The following is a 25,167-nucleotide window of genomic DNA, read 5'->3' on the forward strand; positions in this document are numbered from 1 at the left end:
GGACATCGCCGACCATGACCTTGCGCCCCACCCTGCTTCTCTCACTGTGCCTGCCGCTGGCCGCGCTGGCGCTGTCCGGCTGCGGCCGCGAGGCCGCACCGCCCCCCGACGCGCCACGCGCGGTCAAGCTGGAAACCGTCGGCAACGATGCCGCGCACGACAGCACCCGCTACATCGCCCAGGTGCGCCAGCAACAGCGCGCCGACCTCGGCTTCGAAGGCGGCGGCCGCATCGCCGCCATCGCCGTGGACGTGGGCGACCGCGTCCACGCCGGCCAGGTGCTCGCCCGCCTCGACCCGGAACCGAACAACCTGCGCCTGCAGCAGGCCGAGGCCGGCGTCGGCATCGCCGCGGCCGAGCTGCAGCAGCAACAGACCCAGCTCGCCCAGCAGCAGACCATGTTCGACGACGGCGCCGCCTCGGCGGCGACCCTGACCGCTGCCAAGAGCGCCTTCGCCGCGGCGCAGGCGAAGGTCCGCAGCGCGCAGTCGGACCTGGCGCTGGCGCGCCGCGCGGTGCGCCAGTCGGAACTGCGCGCACCGTTCGACGGCAGCGTGGTGGCGCGGCTGCAGCAGCCCGACAGTCTCGTGAGCGCCGGCCAGCCGGTGCTACAACTGGACGGTGCGGATCGCGCGCAGGTGCTGGCGACACTGCCGGCCGATCGTGCGGCGGCGCTGCAACCCGGCCAGCGCGTGTTCGCCTACCGCAGCAACGCACTGCAGCAGGCCCTACCGCTGCGCCTGCGCAGCGTCTCCGAACGCGTGGACGGCGGCGCAACCGTACAGGCGCTGTTCGACAGCGACAGTGCCGATGCCGCGCAGCCGCGCAGCGGCGAATCGCTGCTGTTGGCCCTGCCCGACAGCGCCACCGATCAGGCGCCGAGCGTACCGCTGAGCGCGCTGCTCCCGAGCATGGCCGATGGCCACACCATGGTGTTCGTGTACCGCCAAGACAGCGGCAGCGTGCGTCGCCGCCGAGTCGTCACCGGGCACAGCGATGGTGGCCGCGTGCAGATCCTGCGTGGCCTGGCGCCGGGCGAGCGCGTCGTCGCCGCCGGCGCCGCCTTCCTCCACGACGGTCAACACGTCGTGCCGTTCCGTCCCACCACCCGCCTCGGCACCGTCTCGCCATGAACCTGACCCGCGCCACCTTGCAATCCAGCCGCCTGGCGCTGTTCAGCGCCGCCCTGATCCTGATCGGCGGCATCGTCACCTTCCTCGGCTTCCCGTCGCAGGAGGAACCGAGCGTGACCGTGCGCGACGCGATCGTGCAGGTCGGCTTCCCCGGCATGCCCAGCGAACGCGTGGAGAACCTGCTCGCGCGCCCGCTGGAGGAACGCCTGCGCGAGGTCAGCGGGCTGAAGAAGATCGTCACTACCATCCATCCCGGCAGCGCCATCGTGCAGGTCACCGCGCAGGACAGCGTCAAGGACCTGCCGGCGCTGTGGCAACGCGTGCGCAGCAAGGCCGCCGAAGCCGGTGCCGAGCTGCCCGCGGGCACCCAGGGCCCGCTGGTGGACGACGACTTCGGCCGTGTCGCCATCGCCTCGATCGCCGTCACCGCACCCGGCTTCAACACCGCCGAGATGCTCGGACCGCTGCGGCAGATGCGCGCGCAGCTCTACGCCGTGCCGGGCGTCGAGCGGGTCACCTTCCACGGCCTGCAGGACGAGCGCGTCTATGTCGCCTTCGACCGCACCAGGCTGGGCGAGGCCGGCCTCACCCCGGCCGCGGTCGCGCAGCAACTGCGCGCGCAGAACGTCGTCGCCGGCGGCGGCCTGGTCGCCGCGTCGGGCATGGCGATGACCGTCACCACCTCCGGCGAAGTTCGCGACCTGGACGCGCTGCGCAATACCCCGATCGCCACGCAGGGCGCCGACGGCCCGCGGCAGATCCCGCTGGCGCAACTGGCGCGCATCGAGCTGATGCCGGTGGATCCGCCGGAGGCCGGCGCGATCTACCAGGGCCAGCCGGCGGTGGTGGTGGCGGTGTCGATGGCGCCCGGCAACAACGTTGCCGAAGTCGGCAAGGCGCTGCGCCGCACCCTGGGCGAAACCGCCAAGGCGCTGCCGGTGGGCTTCGCGCAGCACGTGGTCACTTTCCAGGCCGACGTGGTCGAGCGCGAGATGGGCAAGATGCACCACGTCATGGGCGAGACCATCGTCATCGTGATGGCGGTGGTGATGCTGTTCCTGGGCTGGCGCACCGGCCTGATCGTCGGCGCGATCGTGCCGTTGACCATCCTCGGCGCACTGATCGTGATGCGGGTGCTGGGCGTGGAACTGCAGACCGTGTCCATCGCCGCGATCATCCTGGCGCTGGGCCTGCTGGTGGACAACGGCATCGTCATCGCCGAGGACATCGAGCGGCGCCTGGCCGCCGGCGAGGAACGCCGCGCCGCCTGCGAGGCCGCCGGCCGCAGCCTGGCCATCCCGCTGCTGACCTCCTCGCTGGTGATCGTGCTGGCGTTCTCGCCGTTCTTCTTCGGCCAGACCAGCACCAACGAGTACATGCGCTCACTGGCGATCGTGCTGGCGGTGACCCTGCTCGGCTCCTGGCTGCTCAGCATCACCATCACTCCGCTGCTGTGCATGTACTTCGCCCGCGCGCATGCCGCGCCGGCCGACGGCCATGGCGACAGCTACACCTCCAAGCCGTACCGCCTGTACCGGCGCACGATCGAGGCGCTGCTGGCGCACAAGGCACTGTTCCTGGGCAGCATGCTCGCCCTGCTCGCCCTGGCGGTGACTGTGCTGGTCTCGGTGCCGTACAGCTTCCTGCCCAAGTCCGACCGTCTGCAGTTCCAGATGCCGGTGACCCTGCAACCGGGCAGCGATGCGCGCGAGACCCTTCGCACCGTGCAGTCGATCAGCCAGTGGCTGGCCGACCGTCGGCAGAACCCGCAGATAGTCGACAGCATCGGCTATGTCGCCGATGGCGGCCCGCGCATCGTGCTCGGGCTGAACCCGCCGCTGCCGGCGGCCAACATCGCCTACTTCACCGTCAGCGTGCAGCCGAGCACCGATATCGACGCGCTGATCGCCAAGGTGCGCACCCACCTGCGCCAGGCCTATCCGGCGGTGCGCGCCGAGCCCAAGCGCTTTTCGCTGGGCTCCACCGAATCCGGCGTGGCCATCTACCGGGTGATCGGCCCGGACGAGGCGCAACTGCGCCGCCTCGCCGCCGGCATCGCCGACGCCTTGCGCGCCCTGCCCGGCACGCTGGACGTCAGCGACGACTGGGACAGCCGCATTCCGCGCTACGTGGTGCAGGTGGACCAGGCCAAGGCGCGGCGCGCCGGCGTCGCCAGCGAGGACATCGCCCAGGCGCTGCAACTGCGTTACGGCGGCGTGGACGCCTCGGTGATCCACGACGATGGCAGCTCCGTGCCGATCGTGCTGCGCGGCGACAGCGGCCCGGGTGCACGCGGCGGCAACCCCGGCGACACGCCGATCTATCCGTCCTCCGGCGCCGCACCGCTGCCGCTGTCGGCGATCGCCGACATCCAACTGAGTTCGGAGCCCTCGACGATCCAGCGCCGCAACCTCAGCCGCGCCATCACCATCACCGGCCGCAATCCGGACCTGACCACCGATCAGGTGGTGGCCGCGCTGGCCGACAAGGTGGCGGCGCTGCGCCTGCCGCCCGGCTACCGCATCGAGATGGGCGGCGAACTGGAGGACGCCGCCGAAGCCAACCAGGCACTGCTGCAATACATGCCGCATGCGCTGGGCGCGATCCTGCTGCTGTTCGTGTGGCAGTTCAATTCGTTCCGCAAGCTGTTCATCGTGGTCGCCAGCATTCCGTTCGTGCTGATCGGCGCCACCCTCGCCCTGCTGGTCACCGGCTATCCGTTCGGCTTCATGGCCACCTTCGGCCTGCTCGCGCTGGCCGGCATCATCGTCAACAACGCGGTGCTGCTGCTCGAACGGATCGAGGCCGAACTGGCCGATGGCCTGAGCCGGCACGAGGCGGTGATCGCCGCGGCGGTCAAGCGCCTGCGCCCGATCGTGATGACCAAGCTGACCTGCATCGTCGGCCTGATCCCGCTGATGCTGTTCGCCGGGCCGCTGTGGACCGGCATGGCCATCACCATGATCGGCGGCCTGGCCCTGGGCACGCTGGTGACGCTGGGCGTGATCCCGGTGCTGTACGACCTGCTGTTCGCACGCCGCGCCGGCAGGCCGGCGAAGGTCGCGGCGTGAGGCGCCAGCGCTGGCACCGCGCGATCCTGGCCTGCGCCGTGCTGTGCATGGCGCTGTGCGCCGGCGGCTGCGCCAGCGTCACCCTGCAGCGGGTGGATGCGGCGCACTACATCCAGGCCAAGCGCGGCGACGCGCTGAGCGCCGCGCGCCCCAGCGACGCCGCCCTGCAGACGCTCAACGTCGCCGGCCTGGGCGCGGCAAGCTGCACGGCGAAGGCGCCGCCGTGCATCGACCGGTTGCTCGGCAACGCCGACATAGACCAGGAACGCGCCCTGGCGACGGCGGCGGAGCTGTCGCTGCTGGCCGCGCAACGCGCCGCCAGGCAACACGCCGACAGCGATGCCACGCTGGCCGACTGGCTGCAGACCGCGCGCTATGCCTACGCCTACCTGTTCTTCAGCGCACGCACGCCCAGCGAACGCGCCTTCGAGGAACGCCAGACCCAGGTGCGCGACTACTACAACTACGCCGTGCAGCAAGTGGTGACCGCCTTGTTCGCGCGCTACCGGCGGCATCCGCCGGCCACGCAAGACGCCGGCGCGCAGATCGCCGCCCTGCCCGACTGGACAGTGACACTGGATGCCAGCGGCGTGGGCAGTCCGCAGGACATGCCGATGCCCGAGGCGATGCTGGCGGCTGGCGACCTGCGCTTCGACGGGCTACGCAGCGTGTATCGGCGCGATGGCTTCGGCGCGGAAATGGTCGCGGTCCTGCCGCAGCCGGCGACGCACGCCATGGCCGATGCCGACGCCGCTCCCGCCTACAGCGACATGCCCACGCCCAATCTCACAGTGCTGCTGCGCTTCGACGGCCGCACCCTCACGGACGTCTTGTCCGGCCACAGCGCGCACGTGGAGGTCCACGACCCCTCACTCGGCGAGCGCGTGGCGATGGGCGGTATCGACGTGCCGCTGGCCGCCAACTTCAGCGCCGGCTATGGCGTGTGGATGGCGCGCGCCGGCTTCGCCGCGCAATCGCTGCGCACCCTGCTCGGCCTCGGGCACGGCATCGACCGGCCGCATGTGTTCCTGACCCAGCCCTACGATCCGCACCGGCGCGTGCTGGTGCTGCTGCACGGGCTGGCCAGCAGCCCGGAGGCCTGGGTCAACTTGGCCAACGACCTGCTCGGCGATCCGCAGGTCCGCGCGCGCTACCAGATCTGGCTGGTGTACTACCCGACCAACCTGCCGATTCCCTACACTCATCTGCAGGTTCGCTCGGCACTGCATCAGACGCTGGACCGGCTCGATCCACAACGCCGCAGCGTGTCCGCGCATGACATGGTGTTGATCGGGCACAGCATGGGTGGCGTGCTGGCACGACTGATGGTGTCCTCCAGCGAAGGCGACCACCTGTGGCGCACTCTGTTCGACGATGCAACCCTGGATCCGCAGGCGCGCCAGGTGCTGCAGGCCAGGCTCGGACCGATGCTGCATTTCGCGCCGATGCCGGAAGTGTCCGAGGCGATCTTCCTGGCCACCCCGCACCGCGGCACCCCGGAGGCCGCCGGCACGCTCGGCGAGCTGGCACGCACCGTGATCGGCCTGCCCCGGCGCGTGCTGGATCAATTCAAGGACATCGCCGGCAAGGACATGCTCGGCGCCCTGCCCAACAGCATCGACAGCCTAAGCGACCACGATCCCTTCATCCTCGCCGCGGCGCAGTTGCCGATCTCGCCGCAGGTGACCTATCACTCCATCATCGGGCAGGAGGATCCGCGCGTGCCGCTGGCGCAGTCCAGCGACGGCATCGTGCCGTACTGGAGCGCCCACCTGCCCGGCGCGGCCTCGGAAACCGTCATCGTCTCCGGACACAGCGTGCAACGCACGCCGCAGGCGATCCTGCAGATCCGCCGGCTGCTGCATTGAGCTGGCGCAGCGCTAGCCATCTCTCAAGGACAAGGACAAAAGCCCCTCTCCCTCCGGGAGAGGGGTTGGGGTGAGGGTACGGCCGCAGCCACGTGCGGTCGAAATGCCATGGCGCACGTCTGCACGGTCAAATGCCATGAGCGGCCGGACCCTCATCCGCCCCTTCGGGGCACCTTCTCCCGCAGGGAGAAGGAAGAAGCAAAAGCCCCTCTCCCTCCGGGAGAGGGGTTGGGGTGAGGGTACGGGGCGCGCAGCGCCTGCACCACTCTGGCCATGCGAGGCTACGCCCGTACCCTCATCCGCCCCTTCGGGGCACCTTCTCCCGAAGGGAGAAGGGAACAGCAACACCGCTCGCTCGAAGCAGCCAGCGATCCACCTGCCGTCCAGTACCGGCACTGCCGCCATCTGACCTTGACCGCACACGATCGCCGCACACATAAAAAAACACCCGGCAATGCCGGGTGTTTTCGAAAAGTGGCGTCCCCACGGGGATTCGAACCCCGGTCGCCACCGTGAAAGGGTGATGTCCTAGGCCTCTAGACGATGGGGACGCGGATAACAATGTTGCTTTGCGGACGGCCTATGTCCGGAAAGTTGGTGGAGCCAGCCGGGATCGAACCGGCGACCTCTTGCATGCCATGCAAGCGCTCTCCCAGCTGAGCTATGGCCCCACGTGTACTGGCAGAAGCGGGATCTTACCAGACTTTCTTCCGATGTACAAACCCCGCACTCATTGCGTTCGGCAGAGCCGAACCCGGATGCGCGCGAGGAATTCCTGCTGAAAAATGGCGTCCCCACGGGGATTCGAACCCCGGTCGCCACCGTGAAAGGGTGATGTCCTAGGCCTCTAGACGATGGGGACGCTGTTAACGATGTCGCTTTTGCGGACGGCCTATGTCCGAAAAGTTGGTGGAGCCAGCCGGGATCGAACCGGCGACCTCTTGCATGCCATGCAAGCGCTCTCCCAGCTGAGCTATGGCCCCACGTGCTGCGAGGAGCGGAATATTAACGATCGTGATCGGCACACGCAAGCGTTTTTTTGCGGAACGTTCGCGACGTCGCAATGGCGCTCGCCGCGACCCGCAAAATCCGCTGCGTCCCTGCGTTCCGCGGCGTATGCACCTCGCACCGAGCGCTGGATGCAGTCTGCGGGCAGCACCAAAGCGCCTAGCAGAGCCTCCAGCGCACCCATCGCCGGCAATTGCCGATATCCGCATAACGCACCTACCCGCGCGGCTCGCACGTAGCTGCCGAACGCGGCGCCGACCTACCAATCCATCTATATAGACATACGCTCGGCAGCCAGCACCGCCGCTCAACGCCCCAGCCTGGCCCGCCCAAGGAACGCGAGCGCAAATGCGCTGGCGGCCGAGCCGAAGTGTCGGCTATACTCCGCGGCCGCGCCGAAGTGGCGGAATCGGTAGACGCAGCGGACTCAAAATCCGCCGCCCTTAAAAGCGTGTGGGTTCGAGTCCCACCTTCGGCACCAGGACTGACGGCAGCTTCGGCTGCCGTTTGTTTTTGCGCGACGACCACGTGTGAAACAGACACAGGTAAACGCTTCATCTTCCTGTGTCGGTTGTCTAGGCGGCGGCTGTGACGGTCCCGCTATACTTTCTGTTCCCAAACCTTAACGAGCAAGCGATGTCGGCATTGCGGGGCCTGCGTATCCTGGTGGTCGAGAACGACGAGATGAACGCCACGCTGCTGGAGTTGCAGCTTGCCCAGGCCGGTGCCGAGGTGGTCGGCGTCGCCGCCTCCGTGCAGCAGGCGCTTGCGCTGATCGATAGCGAACGCCCGGACCGGGCGGTGCTCGACTTCCGCCTCTCCGCCGGCGAGACCAGCGAGCCGGTGGCGCGGGCATTGACCGACCGCGGCACGCCGTTCGTGCTCGCCACCGGCGTCGCCGCCGACACCCTACCCCCCGGCTTCGCCGCCGGCGTGGTGCTGACCAAGCCCTACCTGTCCGAGCAACTGATCAAGGCGCTGCAGGACGCTCACGCCAAGACGACCGCACGCCCCTGAGAATCCTCGGCCGTAAGCCCGCCGCCTGGCGGGGACGATTCGAGGGACTCAGCCATCAACGCCAAGGACTGTTCGCCGCCTCCTGTCCGGTTTCCCGCCGGCAGCGCCACGGGGGCCTTGCTGCGCGCCATCGATTGGCGTGAGCACGAACTGGGTCCGATGGAGCACTGGCCGCGGAGCCTGCTCACCGCACTGTCTATCTGTCTGAACTCGCGGTTTCCGATGGCGGTGCGCTGGGGCGAGCGCCAGTTCAACCTGTACAACGACGCCTACGTGCCGATCCTCGGGTTGCGGCACCCACAGGGGTTCGCGAGGCCGATGGAAGAGGTGTGGCCGGACGTGTGGCCCGAGGTCAGGGCGCAGGCCGACCAGGTGATGGCCAGCGGCGAACCGACCTGGAACGAACACATCCCGCTGACCATGCTGCGCAACGGCTATAGCGAGCAGGTGTACTTCACCTTCTCCTACAGCCCGCTGTTCGACGACGAAGGCGACATCGCCGGCGTGCTGTGCGTGTGCACCGAGGACACCGCGCGGATCACCCTGGCGCGCGAGCGCGATGCGCTGCTGAAGGCACTGGAAGCGCAACGCGCGCAGATGGCCGATGCCTTCGAGCAATCCCCAGCGGCGCTGGCGATTCTGCGTGGCCCGGACTACGTGATCGAAACCGTCAACCAGCGCTACCAGCAATTGGTCGGGCCGCGCGATGTGGTCGGCCGGCCGCTGATCGAAGCGATTCCCGAAATCCAGGAGCAAGGCGTGATCCGCCTGCTCGACAACGTCCGCGCAAGCGGCGTGCCGTTCATCGACGAGTCGATGACCTTCCAGCTGTGCCGCAGTTCGCACGAAGCGACCTCGGACACCACGCTGGAATGCGTGTACCAGCCGATGCACGACGCCGAGGGCAAGGTCAGCGGGATCCTGGTGCATGGCATCGACCGCACCGAGCAGGCGCGCGCACAGGCGCACGACAGCTTCCTGCTGATGCTCGAGGACACCCTGCAGAACCTGCACAGCGCCGAAGCGATCTGCGAGACCGGCGCCGCCCTGCTCGGCCAGCACCTGGGCGCCAACCGCTGCGCCTACGCGATCGTCGAGGCCGACGAGGACGCGTTCGACGTGCGAGCGGACTACGTCGACGGCGCCACCCACCTGACCGGGCGCTCGCGCTTCAGCGACTTCGGTGGCGATCTGTTGGAGTGCATGCGCGAGAACCGGCCGTGGGTGGTGCACGATACTGAAATCCACCAGCCTCCGATGCGCGTGGACGATCCCAACTACCAACGCCTGGGCCTGCGCGCGGTGCTCACCGCGCCGCTGCACAAGGCCGGTCGCCTGGTCGCTGCGATCGGCGTGCACCAAGCCCAGCCGCGGGTCTGGACGTCGGCCGAGATCGAGCTGGTGCGGCTGGTGGCGGCACGCTGCTGGGAATCGATGGAACGCGCGGGCGCGCAGAGAGAACTGGCCAACAGCGCCGCGCGCTTGCGCGAACTGGCCGACGCGATGCCGCAGATCGTGTTCACCGCCATGCCCGACGGCCACGTCGACTACTTCAATCGGCGCTGGTACGAGTACACCGGGTTGCCGGTTGGCGAGGCCGGCTACGACAGCTGGCGCCATGTGCACACCGAGGAAGGCCTGGCGCGGGTGATGGAGGTGTGGCCGGAGGCGCTGCGCAGCGGCAAGCCGTACGAAATCGAGTATCCGCTGCGTCGCCACGACGGCGAGTACCGCTGGCACCTCGGCCGCGCCCTGCCGATCCGCGACGACAGCGGCCGCATCGTGCGCTGGATCGGCACCAATACCGACATCCACGACCGCCGCTTGACGGAACAGCGCCTGCAGGAAAGCGAACTGCGTTTCCGCCAGCTGTGCGACAACGCGCCGGTCATGATCTGGATGTCCAATGCCGACGGCGATTGCGAGTACATCAGCCGCCAGTGGTATCTGTTCACCGGGCAGAGCGAGCAGGAAGCGCTGGGCAGTGGTTGGCAGGAACAGGTCCATGCCGACGACCTGGCCTCGGTCGGCCGCACCCTGGCGCGCGCCTGCGCCGACCGCCGCGCCTACACGCTGGAATACCGCCTGCGCCGCCACGATGGCGAGTATCGCTGGTGCCTGGCGAGCGCCACGCCGCGCTTCAGTTCGTCCGGCCAGTTCCTCGGTTTCATCGGCTCCCTGCTGGACATCGCCGAGCGCAAGCGCATCGAGAACGCCACCGCGGCCGAGCGCGCCGCGCTGGAGATGATCACCACCGGCAAGCCGCTGAACGCGGTGCTGGAGGCGATCGCACGCGGCATCGAGTCGCAGAGCGATGTCGGCCTGCGCTGCACCATCATGCTGGTCGACGAGCACCGCCAGTGCCTGCTGGAAGGTGCAGCGCCGAGCATGCCGCAGAGCTTCCGCAAGGCCGTGCAGCGCCTGCCGATCGATCCCAACACCGGCTGCTGCGGACGCGCCGCCTACCTGCGCCGGCAGGTGTTGTGCAGCGACGTGCGCGTCAACCCGCATTGGCAGGACTATCTCGCCACCGCCCTGGAGGCGGACATCGTCGCCTGCTGCTCCACCCCCATCCTGGCCAGCGACGGCGAGGTGCTGGGTGTGGTCGCGATGTATTACCCATTCGTGCATTACCCCAACCCGCACGAACAGGACCTGGCGCGCTCGGCCTCGCACCTGGCTGGCATCATCATCGAGCGCCGCGGCACCGACCTGCGCCTGCAGCAGTTGCTCGCCGCCGAGCAGAGCGCGCGCGGCGACGCCGAACGCGCCAGCCGCATGAAGGACGAATTCCTGGCCACGCTCAGCCACGAACTGCGCACGCCGCTCAACGCGATCCTGGGCTGGTCGCGGCTGATGCAGGACGCATCGGTGCGCGAGAAGGATCTGGTCAAGGGGCTGGAGGTGATCGAACGCAGCGCCCACGCGCAGGCGCAGATCATCGACGATCTGCTGGACATGAGCGCCATCCTGTCCGGCAAGGTGCGCCTGGATACGGACGAGCTGGACCTGCGCACGCTGCTCGGCGACACCATCGACGCGGCCCGCCCCGGCGCGCAGAACAAGGGCATCGACATCGTGCTGGTCGCCGATGGCACGACCGCCCTGCCCTATCTGGGCGATCCGGTGCGGCTGCAGCAGGTGCTGACCAATCTGATCGGCAACGCGATCAAGTTCACCCCGAGCGCCGGCACGGTCACGGTGACCCTGGACAGCACCAGCACGCATGTGCGCATCGCTGTCAGCGATACCGGCATCGGCATCGACCCGGCGTTCCTGCCCCACGTGTTCGACCGTTTCCGTCAGGCCGATGCGAGCAGCACGCGCAGTGCCGGCGGCCTCGGCCTGGGTCTGGCCATCGCCAAGCAGCTGGCCGAACTGCACCAGGGCCAGTTGTCCGTCAGCAGCGATGGCGTCGGCCTCGGCGCCACGTTCACCCTGCTGCTGCCGCGCAACGATCTGCAGCCCCTGGAGCCGATCCACCGCGACCAGGACGCGGCGCTGTCCAGCGCCGTGCGGCGGCGTGGCGGTATCCGCCTGGACGGCGTGCGCGTGCTGGTGGTGGACGACGACATGGATTCGCGCGGCGTCACCCAGCGCTTCCTGCAGGAAGCCGGTGCCGTGGTCGAGGCCGCGGTCTGCGCCGACGATGCAGAAGCGCTGCTGCGCGAACGGCCCTATGCGCTGCTGGTCAGCGACGTCGGCATGCCGCGCCGCGATGGCCACAGCCTGATCCGCAGCGTCCGCGCCCGTGGCGCCGGTGCGGCCAGCCGCATCCCGGCCATCGCCCTCACCGCCTACGTGCGCAGCGAGGACCGTGCGCTGGCCCTGGAAGCCGGCTTCGATGCCCACCTGGGCAAACCGGTGGATCCGGTCAAGCTGCTCGGACTGGCCGCATCGCTGGTGGCACCGCCGCCGGCCACGCTCGCCACCGACGAGAGCCCGCGCGCCGAATCGGCCTGATCCGGCGCGCCACGCGGCCGCACCGTGCGGCCGTCATCGGATGGACCGGCGCAGGCGCGCCGGCTGCCCTTTCCCCTTGAACCTCAGCCGCGCTTGGCGCGGGCGAACGCGTCGGCCAGCGCGCTGTTGACCGGCGCCGCGGCCGCCGGCCGCGGCTTGGTGTTGCCGCCGCCCGGGGCACCGCGCCCGTCGCGTTCGCGCCGCGGCGGGCCGCCCGCACCGCGCGCGCCAGTGTCGCGGTCGGCGGGACGCGCCGGTGCCGGCGTGTCGTCCAGGCGCCGGGTCAGCGCGATGCGCTTGCGCGCCACGTCCACCTCCAGCACCTTGACCTTGACGATGTCGCCGGCCTTGACCACGTCGCGCGGATCCTTGACGTAGCTGTCCGAGAGCGCGGAGATGTGGACCAGGCCGTCCTGGTGCACGCCGATGTCGACGAACGCGCCGAAGGCGGCGACGTTGCTGACCACGCCCTCCAGCACCATGCCCGGCTTGAGGTCCTTGATGTCCTCCACGCCGTCGGCGAAACGCGCCGCCTTGAACTCCGGGCGCGGGTCGCGGCCCGGCTTCTCCAGTTCCTTGAGGATGTCGCGCACGGTCGGCAGGCCGAATTTCTCGTCGGTGAACTGGTCCGGCTTGAGCCCGCGCAGGAAACCGCCATCGCCGATCAGCGCCTTGATCGGCTTGCCGGTGGCACCGACGATGCGCTCCACCACCGGGTAGGCTTCCGGGTGCACCGCCGAGGCGTCCAGCGGCTCCTCGCCATCGGCGATGCGCAGGAAGCCGGCGCACTGCTCGAAGGTCTTCTCGCCCAACCGCGGCACCTTGAGCAGATCCTTGCGGCGCTTGAACGGGCCGTTGTCGTCGCGATGGCGCACGATGTTCTCGGCCACGCTCGGCGACAGCCCGGACACGCGCGACAGCAGCGCCGCCGAGGCCGTGTTGACGTACACGCCGACCGCGTTCACGCAGTCCTCCACCCGCGCGTCCAGCGCCCGCGCCAGGCGGTACTGGTCGACGTCGTGCTGGTACTGGCCCACACCGATCGCCTTCGGCTCGATCTTGACCAGTTCCGCCAGCGGATCCTGCAGGCGCCGCGCGATCGACACCGCACCGCGCAGCGACACGTCGAGCTGCGGGAATTCCTTGGCGGCGAATTCGGAGGCCGAATACACCGAGGCGCCGGCCTCGCTGACCACGATCTTCTCCAGCTTCAGCTGCGGATTCTGCTTGATCAGGTCCGCGGCCAGCTTGTCGGTCTCGCGGCTGGCGGTGCCGTTGCCGATCGCGATCAGTTCCACGCCATGCTGCGTGCACAGCTGCCGCAGCGTGTGCAGCGACTGGTCCCACTGCCTGCGCGGCTCGTGCGGATAGATGGTGTCGGTGGCCAGCAGCTTGCCGGTGGCGTCGACTACCGCCACCTTGCAGCCGGTGCGGATGCCGGGATCCAGGCCCAGGGTCACCCGCGGCCCGGCCGGCGCCGCCAGCATCAGGTCCTGCAAGTTGTCGCCGAACACCGCGATCGCCTCGGCCTCGGCCTTTTCTCGCGCCTGGTTGAACAGGTCCAGCAGCAGGTGCATGTGCAGCTTGGCGCGCCAGGTCAGGCGGCACGCATCCAGCAACCAGCGGTCGCCGGGGCGGCCCTGGTTGGCGATGCCGGCGCGCAGCGCCACGCGGCCCTCGGCGTACTGGTGGCCGGCCTCCGCATCGGCGCCGGGATCCAGCTCCAGATACACGATCTCCTCGCGGCGCGCGCGGAACAGCGCCAGCAGCCGATGCGAGGGTATCTTGGCCAGCGCTTCGGCGTGGTCGAAGTAGTCGCGGTACTTGGCGCCTTCCTGCTCCTTGCCTTCGGCCACGCGGGCGCGGATCACCCCGACCTCGCCCAGCCAGCTGCGCAGCTCGCCGACCAGCGCGGCATCCTCGCCCCAGCGCTCCATCAGGATCGCGCGCGCACCCTCCAGCGCGGCCTTGACGTCGGCCACGCCCTTGTCGGCATCGACGAAGCCGGCGGCGAAAGTCTCCGGCACCAGCGCCGGATCGGCCAGCAGGCCGTCGGCCAGCGGCTCCAGCCCGGCCTCGCGGGCGATCTGCGCACGGGTACGGCGCTTGGGCTTGTACGGCAGGTACAGGTCTTCCAGCCGCGACTTGGTGTCGGCGGCGACGATCTCCGCGCGCAGTTCGTCGCTGAGCTTGCCCTGTTCGGCGATGCTGGCCAGCACCGCGGCGCGGCGCTCTTCCAGCTCGCGCAGGTAGGTCAGGCGCACTTCGAGATTGCGCAACTGGGTGTCGTCGAGCCCGCCGGTCACTTCCTTGCGGTAGCGCGCGATGAACGGGACGCTGGCGCCCTCGTCGAGCAGGGCGATGGCGGCGCGCGCCTGCGCCGGCTGCGCGCCGATCTCGGCGGCGATGGTGTTGGCGATCTGCTGGGCGAGCTGAGTGTCGTGCATTGCGTCCGGCCGAAGCCGCCTTGCGGAAAACCCGCATTTTCGCAGTGCGCGCGCCGCCGGGGAACCCGTTGACAGGCGCGCGCCAAGCTGGCGGCGTCAGGTGACGCCGTTCGGCCCATCCAGCACCATGCGCACCTTGCGGATCAGCTCCTGGCGGTTGTATGGCTTGGCCAGCACCTCGAACTCGTTGCCGCCGGCATCGGTGCGCTCGATCGAGGACTCGGCATAGCCGGTGGTCAGCAGCACCTTGATCTTGGGCCGGCGCCGCCGCGCCTCGCGCGCCAGCATCACGCCGTTGAGGCCGCCCGGCATGATCAGGTCCGAATACAGCAGGTCCACGTGCACGCCGGTGTCGAGCAGTTCCAGCGCTTCGCGGGCGTTGTAGACCACGTGCGTGGCATAGCCCTGGTCGCCGAGGAACAGGCGCGCCAGTTCGGCGATGTCCGGCCGGTCCTCGACGATCAGGATGGTCTCGTCGCCCTGCCGGTCGAACGGACGGCGCGTGCGCGAATCGCGCGGCGCCATGTTCTCGACGTTGTCGTCGATCGGGAAGTACAGACGCACGGTGGTGCCGTGTCCCTCCTCCGAATACAGCCGCACTGCACCGCCGGACTGTTTGGCGAAGCCGTAGACCATGGACAGGCCCAGGCCGGTGCCCTTGCCCTCTTCCTTGGTGGTGAAGAACGGATCCAGCACCCGTGCCAGCACCTCCGGCGGCATGCCGCTGCCGTTGTCAGTGATCGACACGCACACGTAGTGGCCGGGCAGCAGGTTGTCGTAGGTGGTGGGTTCGTCGGCGCGCACCGAGACATTGCGGGTCTGGATCACCAGGCGCGGCGCGGCCTGGTCGGCCATGGCGTCGCGCGCGTTGATCAGGATGTTCAGCAGCGCCACTTCGGCCTGGGTGGGGTCGATCCGGCAATTGCGCAGATCCGGCGAGAGTTCCAGCGAAAACGCGATGCCGTCGCCGAGCGTGCGCTCGGCCACGTCGCTCATGCCGGCGACTAGGGCATTGAGGTTGAGGACACGCCCTTCCAGCTTCTGCTTGCGCGCGAACGCCAGCAACTGCTGGGTCAGGCGCGCGGCCTGGCCGGCGGCGTCGCGCGCGCGGTCCACGCTCTTGCGCAGCAGCGAGGGATTCAGCGGATCGCTCTCGACAGCATGCTCGATCAGTTCCAGGTACCCGGACATGACCTGCAGCAGGTTGTTGAAGTCGTGCGCGATGCCGCCGGTGAGCTGGCCCAGCGCTTCCATCTTCTGCGCCTGGCGCAGGGCGTCCTCGGCGTCGCGGCGCCGGCTGACGTCCAACTGCGAACCGAAGAAGTACACCAGTTCGCCGCGGTCGTCGTAGACCGGGGAGATGTACAGCGCGTTCCAGAAGCTGGAACCATCCTTGCGGTAGTTGAGGATCTCCACCGCCACCTCGTCGTGCGTGGCGATCGCCTCGCGGACGTTGCGTACGGTCTCGCGGTCGGTGTCCGGCCCCTGCAGGAAGCGGCAGTTGTTGCCGATCAGCTCATCGCGGCTGTAGCCGGTCATCTCCAGGAACGCGCGGTTGACGAAGATGATCGGATTGTCCGGCTGCCGCGGGTCGGTCACGATCATCGGCATGCGCGTGGTCTGCACCGCAGCGAAGAAGATATCGCTGCGCTGGTTGGACATGTCGGTGGGGGCGTTCGGGTCGACGGTCGTCGGCGGCGCCGAGGTGTTGCTGGTTTCTGGTGCGGGCATGGTCGATGGCAGGTCGATGCGAACCGTCGCTGGCCCACCTAAGCGGGCGACCACACCGGGGTTCGCACGCCGGCGTCAACGCGAATAATACCTATGCAAGCGTTCTACCACGATATCGTCCTGCAGCGATTCCAGCGCCATGATCCGCACCTGCCGGTCGCTCAGCGCCAGCACGCGCTCGACATAGATCTCCGGGCCTGCCTCGGTTTCCTTCATGGACTTGCGGAAACCGTAGGGCATCACGCCCTTCTCTCCGTCCTTGCTGCCACCGATGTACAGAACAACCGACATGACGCTTCCTCTACAGGGAATTCGTGGAACTGGCGCGCACCATACACAGCGCCATGTGAGGGACTTCTGCACCGAGGTTAATCGCGGCTGTTTGCCCGAACATGACGTCCGCCCAGCCTCACGCGGACTTAACCGGGCCTGCGTGTAAGTCGCACATCCTTTCCGCGCAGGGGCGCCATGGATCTCAAGAGCGGTTATCCCTTCTGGTCGGTCCGCAACGGCCTGATGCAGAGTTTTCCGCAACTGCGCGACGACGTGCGTTGCGATGTGGCCGTCGTCGGTGGCGGCATCACCGGCGCCCTGATCGCCGAGGAACTGAGCACGCACGGGCACGCGGTGACGGTCCTGGAGCAACGCGACATCGGCTGGGGCAGCACCGCGGCCAGCACCGCCCTGCTGCAGTACGAGATCGACACCCACCTGATCGACCTGGCCAAGCGCTATGGCGAACCTGCCGCGGCGCTGGCCTACGGCGCGTGCGCGCAGGCGCTGGAGCAATTGCGCGACCTGGTGCGGCCGCTGCGCGACGTCGACTTCGGCTGGAACGACAGCCTGTACTACGCCAGCAAGCGCCGGCACGTGCGGGTGCTGCAGGAAGAGCTGGAGGTGCGCGCGCGGCACGGCCTGGAGGTGGAATGGCTGGACGCGCAGGCGCTGGACGCCGACTACGGCATCCAGGCGCATGGCGCCATCCTCAGCCACCAGGCGGCGCGGGTGGATCCGTACCGCCTCACCTATCGCCTGCTCGGCCGCGCCTTCCGGCGCGGGGTCGGCGTCTACGACCGCACCCGCATCGCACGGATCGTGGTCAACGGCCGTGGCGTGACCCTGCACACCGACCAGGGCGCGCAGGTGCGCGCCGGCCACGTGGTGATGGCTGCCGGCTACGCCAACCAACACTGGCTGGATCAGCGCGTGGCGCGCAACCGCAGCAGCTACGCCTTCGTCAGCGACCCGCTGGAACCCTCCGTCCTCGGCCCGCTGCGCGACACCATGATCTGGGAAAGCGCGCGGCCGTATCTGTACCTGCGCAGCACCGGCAACGGCCGCATCGTCGCTGGCGGCGAGGACGACAGCGTCGACGTGCCGGAGCGTCGCGACGCGCGCGTGGACAGCAAGGCGCGCACGCTCTCGCGCAAGATCGCCAAGGTGATGCCCGGGCTGGAACTGCAGCCAACCTTCGCCTGGGCCGGCACCTTCGCCGAGACCGAGGACGGGCTGCCGTTCTTCGGCCCGCATCCGCAGCACGGCCCGCGCGTGCAGTTCGCCATGGCCTACGGCGGCAACGGCATCACCTACAGCATGATCGGTGCCGGCCTGCTGCGCGCGCAGATCGAGCGGCATGCGCATCCGCTCAAGCGGCTGTTCGGTTTTTCACGGCTGGATTGACGGAAGCCGCTCGCAAGGACGTGGGTCACTCGTAGGGGCGGCTTCAGCCGAGACCCGGCATTTCGTGGAACGCCCGTCGCGGCTGAAGCCGCTCCTACGTGGCACCTGATGCATCGCGAAATGGCAAACGCTATGCACTCAGCCAGTACCTGGCCACCAGCCGCGGCCGTGCATTGCGTAGCGATCGGCGGCACGCTCCAGCGGGTTGCGCACGCTGACCCCGCCGCAGGCCAGGTACACCGGCAGGAACAACGGCCCCAGCAGCATGTACTGCAGCACGTGCGCGCGCTCGTGGTCGCCGAGCCGCACCGCCGGATGCCGGCAGCGACCGGCGGCGTGTTCGTAGGTGGCGCAGGCCACGTCCAGATCGTCGGCGCTGAGCAGGATCACGTTGCCCAGGGTCATCGCCCCGCGCGGCCGCAACGGCACCCGTTCGAACACCAGCGCCAGCTCGCGGCGGCTGAAACGCAGGCGCGCACCGAATGCCAGCGTAATGGTCCCCGCGAGCACGCCGAGCACAGTGTTTGGCGAGGTCCACAGAACGCCGAAGACGATGCCGGCACGGCGAAACGCCAGCGGCAGCGGCCGCTTCAATCGGCTTCGTTGGGAATCAAAAGCCACAGGATCAGGTAGACCAGGATGCCGGGGAATGCGGCCGAGACGATCGAGCCGACCACGTACAGCACCCGCAGTAGCGTCGCATTCCAGCCGAAGCGATGGGCGATGCCGCCCATCACGCCCGCGATCATGCGGTCGTTCAACGAGCGCGACAGCGAACGGGCTTGCGACATGGCACGGGCTCCAGTAACGACGGCGGAACGACTCTACGCCCGCCGGCGCAGGCGCGGCGTGAGGGCGCGCCGCAGCGGGCGCTCAGTGCCCGCCATCGCGCTCGGCCAGCCAGCGGTGCAGCGCCGCCGGCACCTCGCGCTGGGCGCGGCCGGAAACGTAGATGCCGATATGGCCGCCGCGGAAACTCAGCTCGGCGTAGTCGCGGCTGCCGACCACGCCGCGCAGCGCCCGCGAAGCGTCCGGCGGCACCAGGTGGTCCTGCTCGGCGTAGACGTTGAGCACCGGCATGGTGACCTTGCCCAAGTCCACCGTATGCGCGCCGATGCGCGCGCGTCCGTGCATCAGCGCGTTGTCCTGGTAGAACTGCTTGACGAACTCGCGGAAGGTCTCGCCGGCCAGATCCGGGGAATCGAAGATCCATTTTTCCATGCGCAGGAAGTCCTCCAGCGCCCGCGGATCGTCAAGGATGTCGAGCAGGCCCACGTACTTCTGCAGGTTCAGCCGGAACGGCTTGAGCATCAGGTAGCTGACGTTCATCAGGTCCGCCGGCACGTTGCCGAGGGTGTCCACGAACAGGTCGACATCGACCTGGCGCGCCCAGTTGGACAACATGTTGTCCGGCGTGTGGAAATCCACCGGCGTGACCATGGTGACCAGGTTGCGCACCTTCTCCGGCTGCAGGGCGGAATAACACAGCGAGAACGTGCCGCCCTGGCAGATGCCGAGCATGTTGACCGGCGCGCCGTCGCCGGCCGCGCGCAGGTGGTCCACCGCGCCGTCGATGTAGCGCAGCAGGTAGTCCTCCAGCGTCAGGTAGCGCTCGGAGCGGTCCGGGTAGCCCCAGTCCAGCACGTAGACGTCCTCGCCTAGCGCCAGCAGCCCCTGCACCAGCGAGCGGTCCGCCTGCAGGTCGACCATGTACGGGCGATTGACCAGGGCATAGACGATCAGCAGCGGCACCTTGGCGGTGGGCGGGCGTTCGCCGACGAAGCGGTACAGCACCACCTTGCCGTCGCGCCACACTTCCTGCCGCGCGGTGGCACCGTAGTCGACCGTGTCCAGGCCGGGCAGCACGCGCAGGCCCTCCAGCAGCTTGCGCTGCAACTCCAGGGTTTCCTGGACCAGATCGTCGCTGCTGAAGCTCAGCGGCCCCTTCATGCGCGGCTCCTGCGGGCGGCGGAGGACGTGGTCCCGCCACGGCGCGGCTTGGCGACAGGCACCGCCTTCGCGGCCCTGGCGGGCTTGGATTTGGATGTAGGCGCGGCCGTCGCCGCTTTCCTTGCGGCGGCGGGCTTGGCCGCAGTCTTTCTGGCGCGCTTCCGCGGTGTGGCCGGGGCCGCGGCCGCAGGCGCAGCAGGCGCTCCCTGCCCTTCGCCGCGCTCCAGCCGTCGCAGCCGTCGCTCCAGGTCGGCGATGCGCCGGTGCGCGGCGTCCAGTTCGGTGCGCGTGGGCAGGCCCACCTGCTCGCAGACCTGCTCGGTCTCGCGCTGCAGGAGGGCGCGCAGGCGCATCTGCGCATTGGCGACGTCGGCGTAGACCTGACGGAACTCCGGCGACAGCGCCGCCGCCGCATAGGCCTCCTCGGCCGCGTCGATCCACAGATCGAACATCGCCCGCGCATTGGTCAGTTGCCGGCCCGGCTCCTCGTGCGCGCGCAGCTTCTCCTCGAACAGGCCGAAGGCGCGGTCGATGGCGCCCTGCAGCAGCCCCAGATAGGCCTGCAACTGCGCCTGGTAGTCCTGCTGTGCCTTGGCCAGGGCCCGCCAGCGCGCCTGGTGGTTGCGCGCCGGGCCGAACCCGGGCATCTGCAGCCACGGCCCGCTGTCGCGCTGCAGGCCCTGCAGCCACTGCGCCGCCTGCTGCAACCATGGGTCGATCCCGGCCTGGCCGGTGCCGCGCACGGCGCCCAGCAGCCACTGCAGCAATTGTTCGCGCTGGCCCTGCACCTGGCGCTTCCACGCGTCGGCGACGTCGGCACTGCTGGCGTCGCGGCCGGCGAACTGCGCCGCCACCTGCTGCATCGCGCCGAGCCAGTCGCCGGCCTGCTGCTGGAACTGCGCCACCGCGTCTTCGGCCTGAGGTGCGCTGCCGCGCGGCAACCACTGGCTCCAGGCCGCGATCGCCTCGCGCCAGGCGCCGGCGCCGTCGCCAGCCGCGGCGGACGCGGAGCCCGGCGCACCCTGGCGCAACGCGGCGCTCCAGGCCTCCCAGTACTGCCGCGTCATCGCCTCCAAATCGCCGGCGCCACCGCCGCCGCTAGCCTTCATCGCCACTCTCCCGAACTGGCCCGCGATGATAGCAACCCACCGCGATCAGGGCTTGGGGATGCGCAGCGTCTTGCTGATCATCAGCGAGCCGGACAGCGCGAACAGCAGCGCCAGCGGGTGCAGCAGCCACGGTCCCAGCCGCCATTCGCCCCACCACAAGGCGTCGCCGATGTGGCCCAGGTGCGCGGCGATCGCAAGCACGATGACCAGGCCCAGGCTGCTCGGGATCGGCGTGCCCTCGAAGTACGGCACCTTGTCGCCGTCGCCGGCCAGTTGCTCGGCGGTGACGTTGTAGCGGGCCAGGCGGCTGACCCCGCAGCAGACGAAGAAACTCAGCACCAGCCAGTCCCAACCGCCCTGCATGCCGCAGGCGTAGGCCAGTGCGGCCGGGGCCACGCCGAAGGAAATCACGTCGGCCAGCGAGTCCAGCTCGCGGCCCAGGGTCGAGGACGACTTGCGCCAGCGCGCCACCCGGCCGTCCAGCGCGTCGAACACGAACGCCAGCGGAATCAGCGCCATGCCGAACAGCAGGTCGCTGCGGCGGCCGTCCTGCAGGAAGCGCATCGCCGCGAACACCGCGCCGGTGCCGCAGAAGGCGTTGGCCAGGGTGAACCAGTCGGCCAGCTGGAACTCGCGCAGCATGGAGAAGTGGCGTTTCATCGGCATAACGTGGCGGATCCGGCGTGAGCGGCAAGCGACGGCACAGGGTAGCGTGGCGCCGCCGCACTGGCGAGCGGCCGCTGCCGGGCGCCGCGGCGCGCTGCTACGCTGACCGCCCCCCACTTTCGCGCAGGGTATTGCCTTATGCAGACCGTCCTGATCACCGGTGCCGCCAGCGGCATCGGCGCCGGCATCGCCAAGGAACTGGCCGCCGGCGGCTGCCACGTCGTCGTCAGCGACCTCGACCCGATCGCCGCCGACGCGGTCGCCGCGCAGTTGCGCCAGGCCGGCGGCTCGGCCGAGGCAGTGGCGCTGGACGTGGCCAGTGCGGACAGCATCGCCGCGGCGCTGGCGGCCGTCAGCCGGCCGGTGGATGTGCTGGTCAACAACGCCGGGCTGCAGCACGTGGCGCCGTTGCAGGAGTTCCCGATGGACAAGTGGGGCCTGCTGGTGGAGGTGATGCTGACCGGCGTGGCACGGCTGACCCAGGCGGTGCTGCCGGGCATGCGCGAGCGCGGGTTCGGCCGCATCGTCAACATCGGCAGCATCCACTCGCTGGTCGCCAGCCCGTACAAGAGCGCCTATGTCGCCGCCAAGCACGGCCTGGTCGGCTTCTCCAAGGTGATCGCGCTGGAGACCGCCGACACCGACATCACCATCAACACGCTCTGCCCCAGCTACGTGAAGACGCCGCTGGTGGACAAGCAGATCGCCGACCAGGCGCGCACCCGCGGCATTTCCGAAGCCGATGTAATCGCCCAGGTGATGCTCAAGCCGATGCCCAAGGGCGTGTTCATCGCCTACGACGAACTGGCCGGTTGCGTGGCGTTCCTGGCCTCGCCGGCGGCGCGCAACATCACCGCGCAGACCATCGCCATCGACGGCGGCTGGACCGCGCAGTAGCGCTGCGACAGGTACGCACGTCCGGCTGCGTGCTCGCGCGATCGACGCTGGCGAATTTTTCGCCAGCGCGGCGGTGACCGTTGCGGCACAACGCCACCGGCCTCTTATCCACAGCGTTCGTGCGCTTTCATCCACACCGGCTGTGGAGAAGCGCGGCAGGGACTGCTGAAATTTTCGCCACCCGGCAAAATCGGGCAGGCATTTCAGCGACTTGCCACGCTTGCCCACAGGCTTGTGCAGGATCGATCCACAGCCGCTGTGGACAAGCCGGGCGCGAGCAGGATGAGGCTGTTCCTTCTCCCATCGGGAGAAGGTGGCCCGAAGGGCCGGATGAGGGTACGGGTGGAGCCTGGCGCAGCAAAACTCCGCGGGTCGCTTTCGCGCCGTACTCTTGCCCTACCCACCCAAACTTCGCGAGTCGCTTTCGCGCCGTACCCTCACCCCACTCACCCAAACTTCGCGGGTCGCTTCGCGCCGTACCCTCACCCCAACCCCTCTCCCGGCGGGAGAGGGGCTTAATGTCAGACCCGCGAATAGCGCCAGGACTGCATGCGGCCGTCGCGGTACGGCATGACCCCATGGAACGGGCGCGGGTCGCCATCGAACACCAGCGGCAGGAAGTGGCGATCGCCCTCCCACATCGGCAGCGTGTCCATCTGCGCGATCGGCACCCAGGCCAGCGCGCCCTCGGCGTTCTCGGCGAACGGTTCCCCGCTGTAGGCCTCGATCAGGAACACGAAGCCCAGCCAGTCCTCGCCGTGCTTGCCGAATCCCGGCCAGCTGATGGTGCCGCGCAACTGCAGCGCCTCGCAGGTGATGCCGGCCTCCTCCAGGATCTCGCGGCGCATGCCGGCCAGCACGTCTTCGTCCGCCTCGACCTTGCCACCCAGGCCGTTGTACTTGCCCAGGTGATGATCGCCGGGCCGGGCATTGCGATGGACCATCAGCACCTGGCTGCGGTCGGGCGAGAGCACGTAGCCCAAGGTGGCGACGATGGGGGTGTAAGGCATGCGGGGAATGCGGATGGCGACGGGCGCGCAGTATGCCGTAACCGCGCCGCCGCTTCGTCTAGCCCGTGGCTAGACGGCGGGCGTCACCGCGTCCTGCGCCGCGCGCGGCAGCGGCGGCGCCGAGCGCAACGTGGCCACGCCGTGGCCGCGCTCGGCCAGGTATTCCAGCCATTTGCCGAGGAAGGTGTTCATGCGCATGCGGTGGCTGATCAGTTCCGCCGGCGGCGGGTACAGCCCCATCACGTCCTGCCAGCGGCGGCCGACATAGCAATGCGTGGTCTCGGCCTGGCGCGCATCAAGGTACAGGCGCACGTAGGCCGACGGGTCCGGCTCGCCGGTCAGCGGATCGCACAGGTCGTAGGTCAGGCGCAGCTCGACGGTGTAGCGGTGGCGTTCGATCACGTCCAGGCGCAGGTCCAGGCCGTCGCCGATGCTGGACACGTAACTGCCGGCGGCCAGGTCGGCCGGCACGAACAGGCGGTTCAGGTGCAGATAGTTCTCGGCGTACAGCCCCATCAGCCAGCCGAAACGGCTGAGCCGGGGGATGCGTTCGCTGCGGGTCAGGGCGTGCTGCATGGGCCGATCCTACACGCTGCATCGCGCCGGCGGCAGCATTGACGGATCGGCGTCAGCGGCCTACCTTGGAGATCCATGCGGCGAAGTGCGGAAATTCCATCGCTGCCAGGAGCGGCCCCGCCCCGACCGGCGCAGACCCGCCCGCGACCACCCTGATCAAAACATCTCGCGCTGCAGCCCCAGCGTCGCCAGCACCTTGCTGGAAATCTCCTCGATCGAGGTGTGCGTGGTGCTCAAGGTGGGAATGCGCTCCATGCGGAACATGGTTTCGGCCGCCGCCACTTCGCGCCGGCAGGTCTCGGCATTGGAGTAACGCGAATTCGGCCGCCGCTCCTGGCGGATCTGCTGCAGCCGCTCCGGATCGATGGTCAGCCCGAACAGCTTGTTGCGGTAGGCGCGCAGCCGCGGCGGCAGCCGATCGCTCTCCAGGTCCTCGTCGGTCAACGGATAGTTCGCCGCGCGCACGCCGTAATGCAGCGCCAGGTAGATGCAGGTCGGGGTCTTGCCCGCGCGCGACACCGCGACCAGGATCACGTCGGCCTCGTCGTAGGTGAGCGCGATGCCGTCGTCGTGCGCCAGCGCGAAGTTCATCGCGTTGATGCGGCGGTGATAGGTCTCGAAATCGACCAGACCGTGCGCCTGTCCCACGCGCGAGTGTCGCGGCGCGTTCAACTCGCGCTCCAGCGGCTCGATGAAGGGCGCGAACACGTCGAGCATCAGCGCCCCGCTCTCGGCCAGCAGCATGCTCAGTTGCGGGTCGACGCAGGAGTTGACCACGATCGGCCGGACCTGATACCGCTCGCCTGCGGCATGGATGCGCTGCGCGGCATCGCGGGCTTTTTCCGGATCGTCGACGAACGACATGCGGTCGGTGACGAAGCTGAAACCGCTGAACTGGGTGAGCAGGCTATGCCCAATGGTTTCAGCGGTGATACCGGTTCCATCGGACACGTAGAACACGGGTCTGATCGTCGACATTGCCTGCATTCTCCTGGCTGAAACCCAACGGATGCGCCCGCTTCGCTTGTGCCGGCTCGGGTG

18 protein-coding genes and 5 tRNA genes are annotated in these 25,167 nt (G+C 69.0%); 8 read left to right on the forward strand and 15 right to left on the reverse strand.

The annotated features are described in order from the left end of the window. Positions 1 to 14 precede the first annotated feature (14 nt). The 3 genes from RAB71_RS11505 to RAB71_RS11515 are packed head-to-tail and all read left to right on the forward strand — an operon-like array spanning position 15 to position 6,072. Positions 15 to 1,133, forward strand: coding sequence for an efflux RND transporter periplasmic adaptor subunit (locus tag RAB71_RS11505; RefSeq protein ID WP_010341908.1), 1,119 nt, complete (start codon positions 15 to 17; stop codon positions 1,131 to 1,133). Beyond that, a complete protein-coding gene (locus tag RAB71_RS11510) occupies positions 1,130 to 4,204 on the forward strand; it encodes an efflux RND transporter permease subunit (RefSeq protein ID WP_010341909.1) in 3,075 nt (1,024 codons plus the stop codon). The genes RAB71_RS11505 and RAB71_RS11510 overlap by 4 nt, the downstream gene beginning before the upstream one ends. Beyond that, positions 4,201 to 6,072, forward strand: coding sequence for a triacylglycerol lipase (locus RAB71_RS11515; protein ID WP_010341910.1), 1,872 nt, complete (start codon positions 4,201 to 4,203; stop codon positions 6,070 to 6,072). Before RAB71_RS11510 ends, RAB71_RS11515 begins: the two co-directional genes overlap by 4 nt. A gap of 475 nt (positions 6,073 to 6,547) precedes the next feature. Here RAB71_RS11515 and RAB71_RS11520 read toward each other — a convergent pair. The 4 genes from RAB71_RS11520 to RAB71_RS11535 all read right to left on the reverse strand — a co-directional run bounded on the left by RAB71_RS11520 (position 6,548) and on the right by RAB71_RS11535 (position 7,055). Further along, positions 6,548 to 6,623 (reverse strand) — tRNA-Glu (locus RAB71_RS11520). Between the two features lie 44 nt (positions 6,624 to 6,667). Further along, positions 6,668 to 6,743 (reverse strand) — tRNA-Ala (locus RAB71_RS11525). 115 nt (positions 6,744 to 6,858) lie between these two features. Next, positions 6,859 to 6,934 (reverse strand) — tRNA-Glu (locus RAB71_RS11530). A gap of 45 nt (positions 6,935 to 6,979) precedes the next feature. Further along, positions 6,980 to 7,055: transfer RNA gene (locus RAB71_RS11535), tRNA-Ala, on the reverse strand. Positions 7,056 to 7,474: 419 nt separating this feature from the next. Here RAB71_RS11535 and RAB71_RS11540 point away from each other — a divergent pair. The 3 genes from RAB71_RS11540 (at position 7,475) to RAB71_RS11550 (ending at position 12,060) form a co-directional block, all read left to right on the forward strand. Next, a tRNA-Leu gene (locus RAB71_RS11540) sits at positions 7,475 to 7,561 on the forward strand. 155 nt (positions 7,562 to 7,716) lie between these two features. Beyond that, a complete protein-coding gene (locus RAB71_RS11545; protein WP_010341911.1) occupies positions 7,717 to 8,097 on the forward strand; it encodes a response regulator in 381 nt (126 codons plus the stop codon). 159 nt (positions 8,098 to 8,256) lie between these two features. Continuing rightward, on the forward strand, positions 8,257 to 12,060 hold the full coding sequence (locus RAB71_RS11550; protein ID WP_234006571.1) for a PAS domain-containing protein: 3,804 nt from the start codon (positions 8,257 to 8,259) through the stop codon (positions 12,058 to 12,060). An 83-nt stretch (positions 12,061 to 12,143) separates the two neighbouring features. Here RAB71_RS11550 and RAB71_RS11555 read toward each other — a convergent pair whose 3' ends face one another. The 3 genes from RAB71_RS11555 to RAB71_RS11565 all read right to left on the reverse strand — a co-directional run bounded on the left by RAB71_RS11555 (position 12,144) and on the right by RAB71_RS11565 (position 16,529). After that, positions 12,144 to 14,507, reverse strand: coding sequence for a Tex family protein (locus RAB71_RS11555; protein WP_104609483.1), 2,364 nt, complete (start codon positions 14,505 to 14,507; stop codon positions 12,144 to 12,146). A 96-nt stretch (positions 14,508 to 14,603) separates the two neighbouring features. Then, positions 14,604 to 16,169: a hybrid sensor histidine kinase/response regulator gene (locus tag RAB71_RS11560; RefSeq protein WP_234006655.1), complete on the reverse strand. Its 1,566-nt coding sequence runs from the start codon at positions 16,167 to 16,169 to the stop codon at positions 14,604 to 14,606. Positions 16,170 to 16,313: 144 nt separating this feature from the next. Then, positions 16,314 to 16,529 carry a hypothetical protein gene (locus tag RAB71_RS11565; protein WP_010342968.1) on the reverse strand — a complete coding sequence of 72 codons (216 nt, stop codon included), beginning with the start codon at positions 16,527 to 16,529 and terminating at the stop codon, positions 16,314 to 16,316. A gap of 177 nt (positions 16,530 to 16,706) precedes the next feature. Between RAB71_RS11565 and RAB71_RS11570 the strand changes: the two genes are divergently transcribed. Beyond that, positions 16,707 to 17,918: an FAD-binding oxidoreductase gene (locus tag RAB71_RS11570; RefSeq protein ID WP_010342967.1), complete on the forward strand. Its 1,212-nt coding sequence runs from the start codon at positions 16,707 to 16,709 to the stop codon at positions 17,916 to 17,918. Positions 17,919 to 18,056: 138 nt separating this feature from the next. On the opposite strand, the gene RAB71_RS11575 is transcribed toward RAB71_RS11570, so the two are convergent. The 5 genes from RAB71_RS11575 to RAB71_RS11595 all read right to left on the reverse strand — a co-directional run bounded on the left by RAB71_RS11575 (position 18,057) and on the right by RAB71_RS11595 (position 21,637). Continuing rightward, a complete protein-coding gene (locus tag RAB71_RS11575) occupies positions 18,057 to 18,512 on the reverse strand; it encodes a hypothetical protein (RefSeq protein ID WP_010342966.1) in 456 nt (151 codons plus the stop codon). Further along, entirely contained in the window at positions 18,509 to 18,709 is a 201-nt protein-coding gene (locus RAB71_RS11580; RefSeq protein WP_010342965.1) for a PspC domain-containing protein, read from the reverse strand. Before RAB71_RS11580 ends, RAB71_RS11575 begins: the two co-directional genes overlap by 4 nt. Positions 18,710 to 18,791: 82 nt before the next feature. After that, positions 18,792 to 19,868: a class III poly(R)-hydroxyalkanoic acid synthase subunit PhaC gene (locus RAB71_RS11585; RefSeq protein ID WP_010342964.1), complete on the reverse strand. Its 1,077-nt coding sequence runs from the start codon at positions 19,866 to 19,868 to the stop codon at positions 18,792 to 18,794. Next, positions 19,865 to 20,977 carry a class III poly(R)-hydroxyalkanoic acid synthase subunit PhaE gene (gene phaE / locus RAB71_RS11590; RefSeq protein WP_010342963.1) on the reverse strand — a complete coding sequence of 371 codons (1,113 nt, stop codon included), beginning with the start codon at positions 20,975 to 20,977 and terminating at the stop codon, positions 19,865 to 19,867. Before phaE ends, RAB71_RS11585 begins: the two co-directional genes overlap by 4 nt. Before the next feature lie 45 nt (positions 20,978 to 21,022). Next, positions 21,023 to 21,637 carry a phosphatidylcholine/phosphatidylserine synthase gene (locus RAB71_RS11595; protein ID WP_010342962.1) on the reverse strand — a complete coding sequence of 205 codons (615 nt, stop codon included), beginning with the start codon at positions 21,635 to 21,637 and terminating at the stop codon, positions 21,023 to 21,025. Positions 21,638 to 21,781: 144 nt separating this feature from the next. On the opposite strand from RAB71_RS11595, the gene RAB71_RS11600 reads away from it, so the two are divergent. Continuing rightward, the gene (locus tag RAB71_RS11600) at positions 21,782 to 22,540 is read left to right on the forward strand and encodes a 3-hydroxybutyrate dehydrogenase (RefSeq protein WP_010342961.1); all 759 of its coding nucleotides are present in this window, start codon (positions 21,782 to 21,784) and stop codon (positions 22,538 to 22,540) included. A gap of 521 nt (positions 22,541 to 23,061) precedes the next feature. Here RAB71_RS11600 and RAB71_RS11605 read toward each other — a convergent pair. The 3 genes from RAB71_RS11605 to RAB71_RS11615 all read right to left on the reverse strand — a co-directional run bounded on the left by RAB71_RS11605 (position 23,062) and on the right by RAB71_RS11615 (position 25,104). After that, positions 23,062 to 23,550, reverse strand: a complete 489-nt coding sequence (locus RAB71_RS11605; RefSeq protein WP_010342960.1) for an 8-oxo-dGTP diphosphatase — start codon at positions 23,548 to 23,550, stop codon at positions 23,062 to 23,064. Between the two features lie 69 nt (positions 23,551 to 23,619). Next, positions 23,620 to 24,126, reverse strand: a complete 507-nt coding sequence (locus RAB71_RS11610; protein WP_010342959.1) for a DUF1249 domain-containing protein — start codon at positions 24,124 to 24,126, stop codon at positions 23,620 to 23,622. A gap of 156 nt (positions 24,127 to 24,282) precedes the next feature. After that, complete coding sequence (locus tag RAB71_RS11615; protein ID WP_010342958.1) at positions 24,283 to 25,104, reverse strand: pyruvate, water dikinase regulatory protein; 822 nt, start codon at positions 25,102 to 25,104, stop codon at positions 24,283 to 24,285. Positions 25,105 to 25,167 lie beyond the last annotated feature (63 nt).

The organism is Xanthomonas sacchari (assembly GCF_040529065.1).
GTDB lineage: Bacteria > Pseudomonadota > Gammaproteobacteria > Xanthomonadales > Xanthomonadaceae > Xanthomonas_A > Xanthomonas_A sacchari.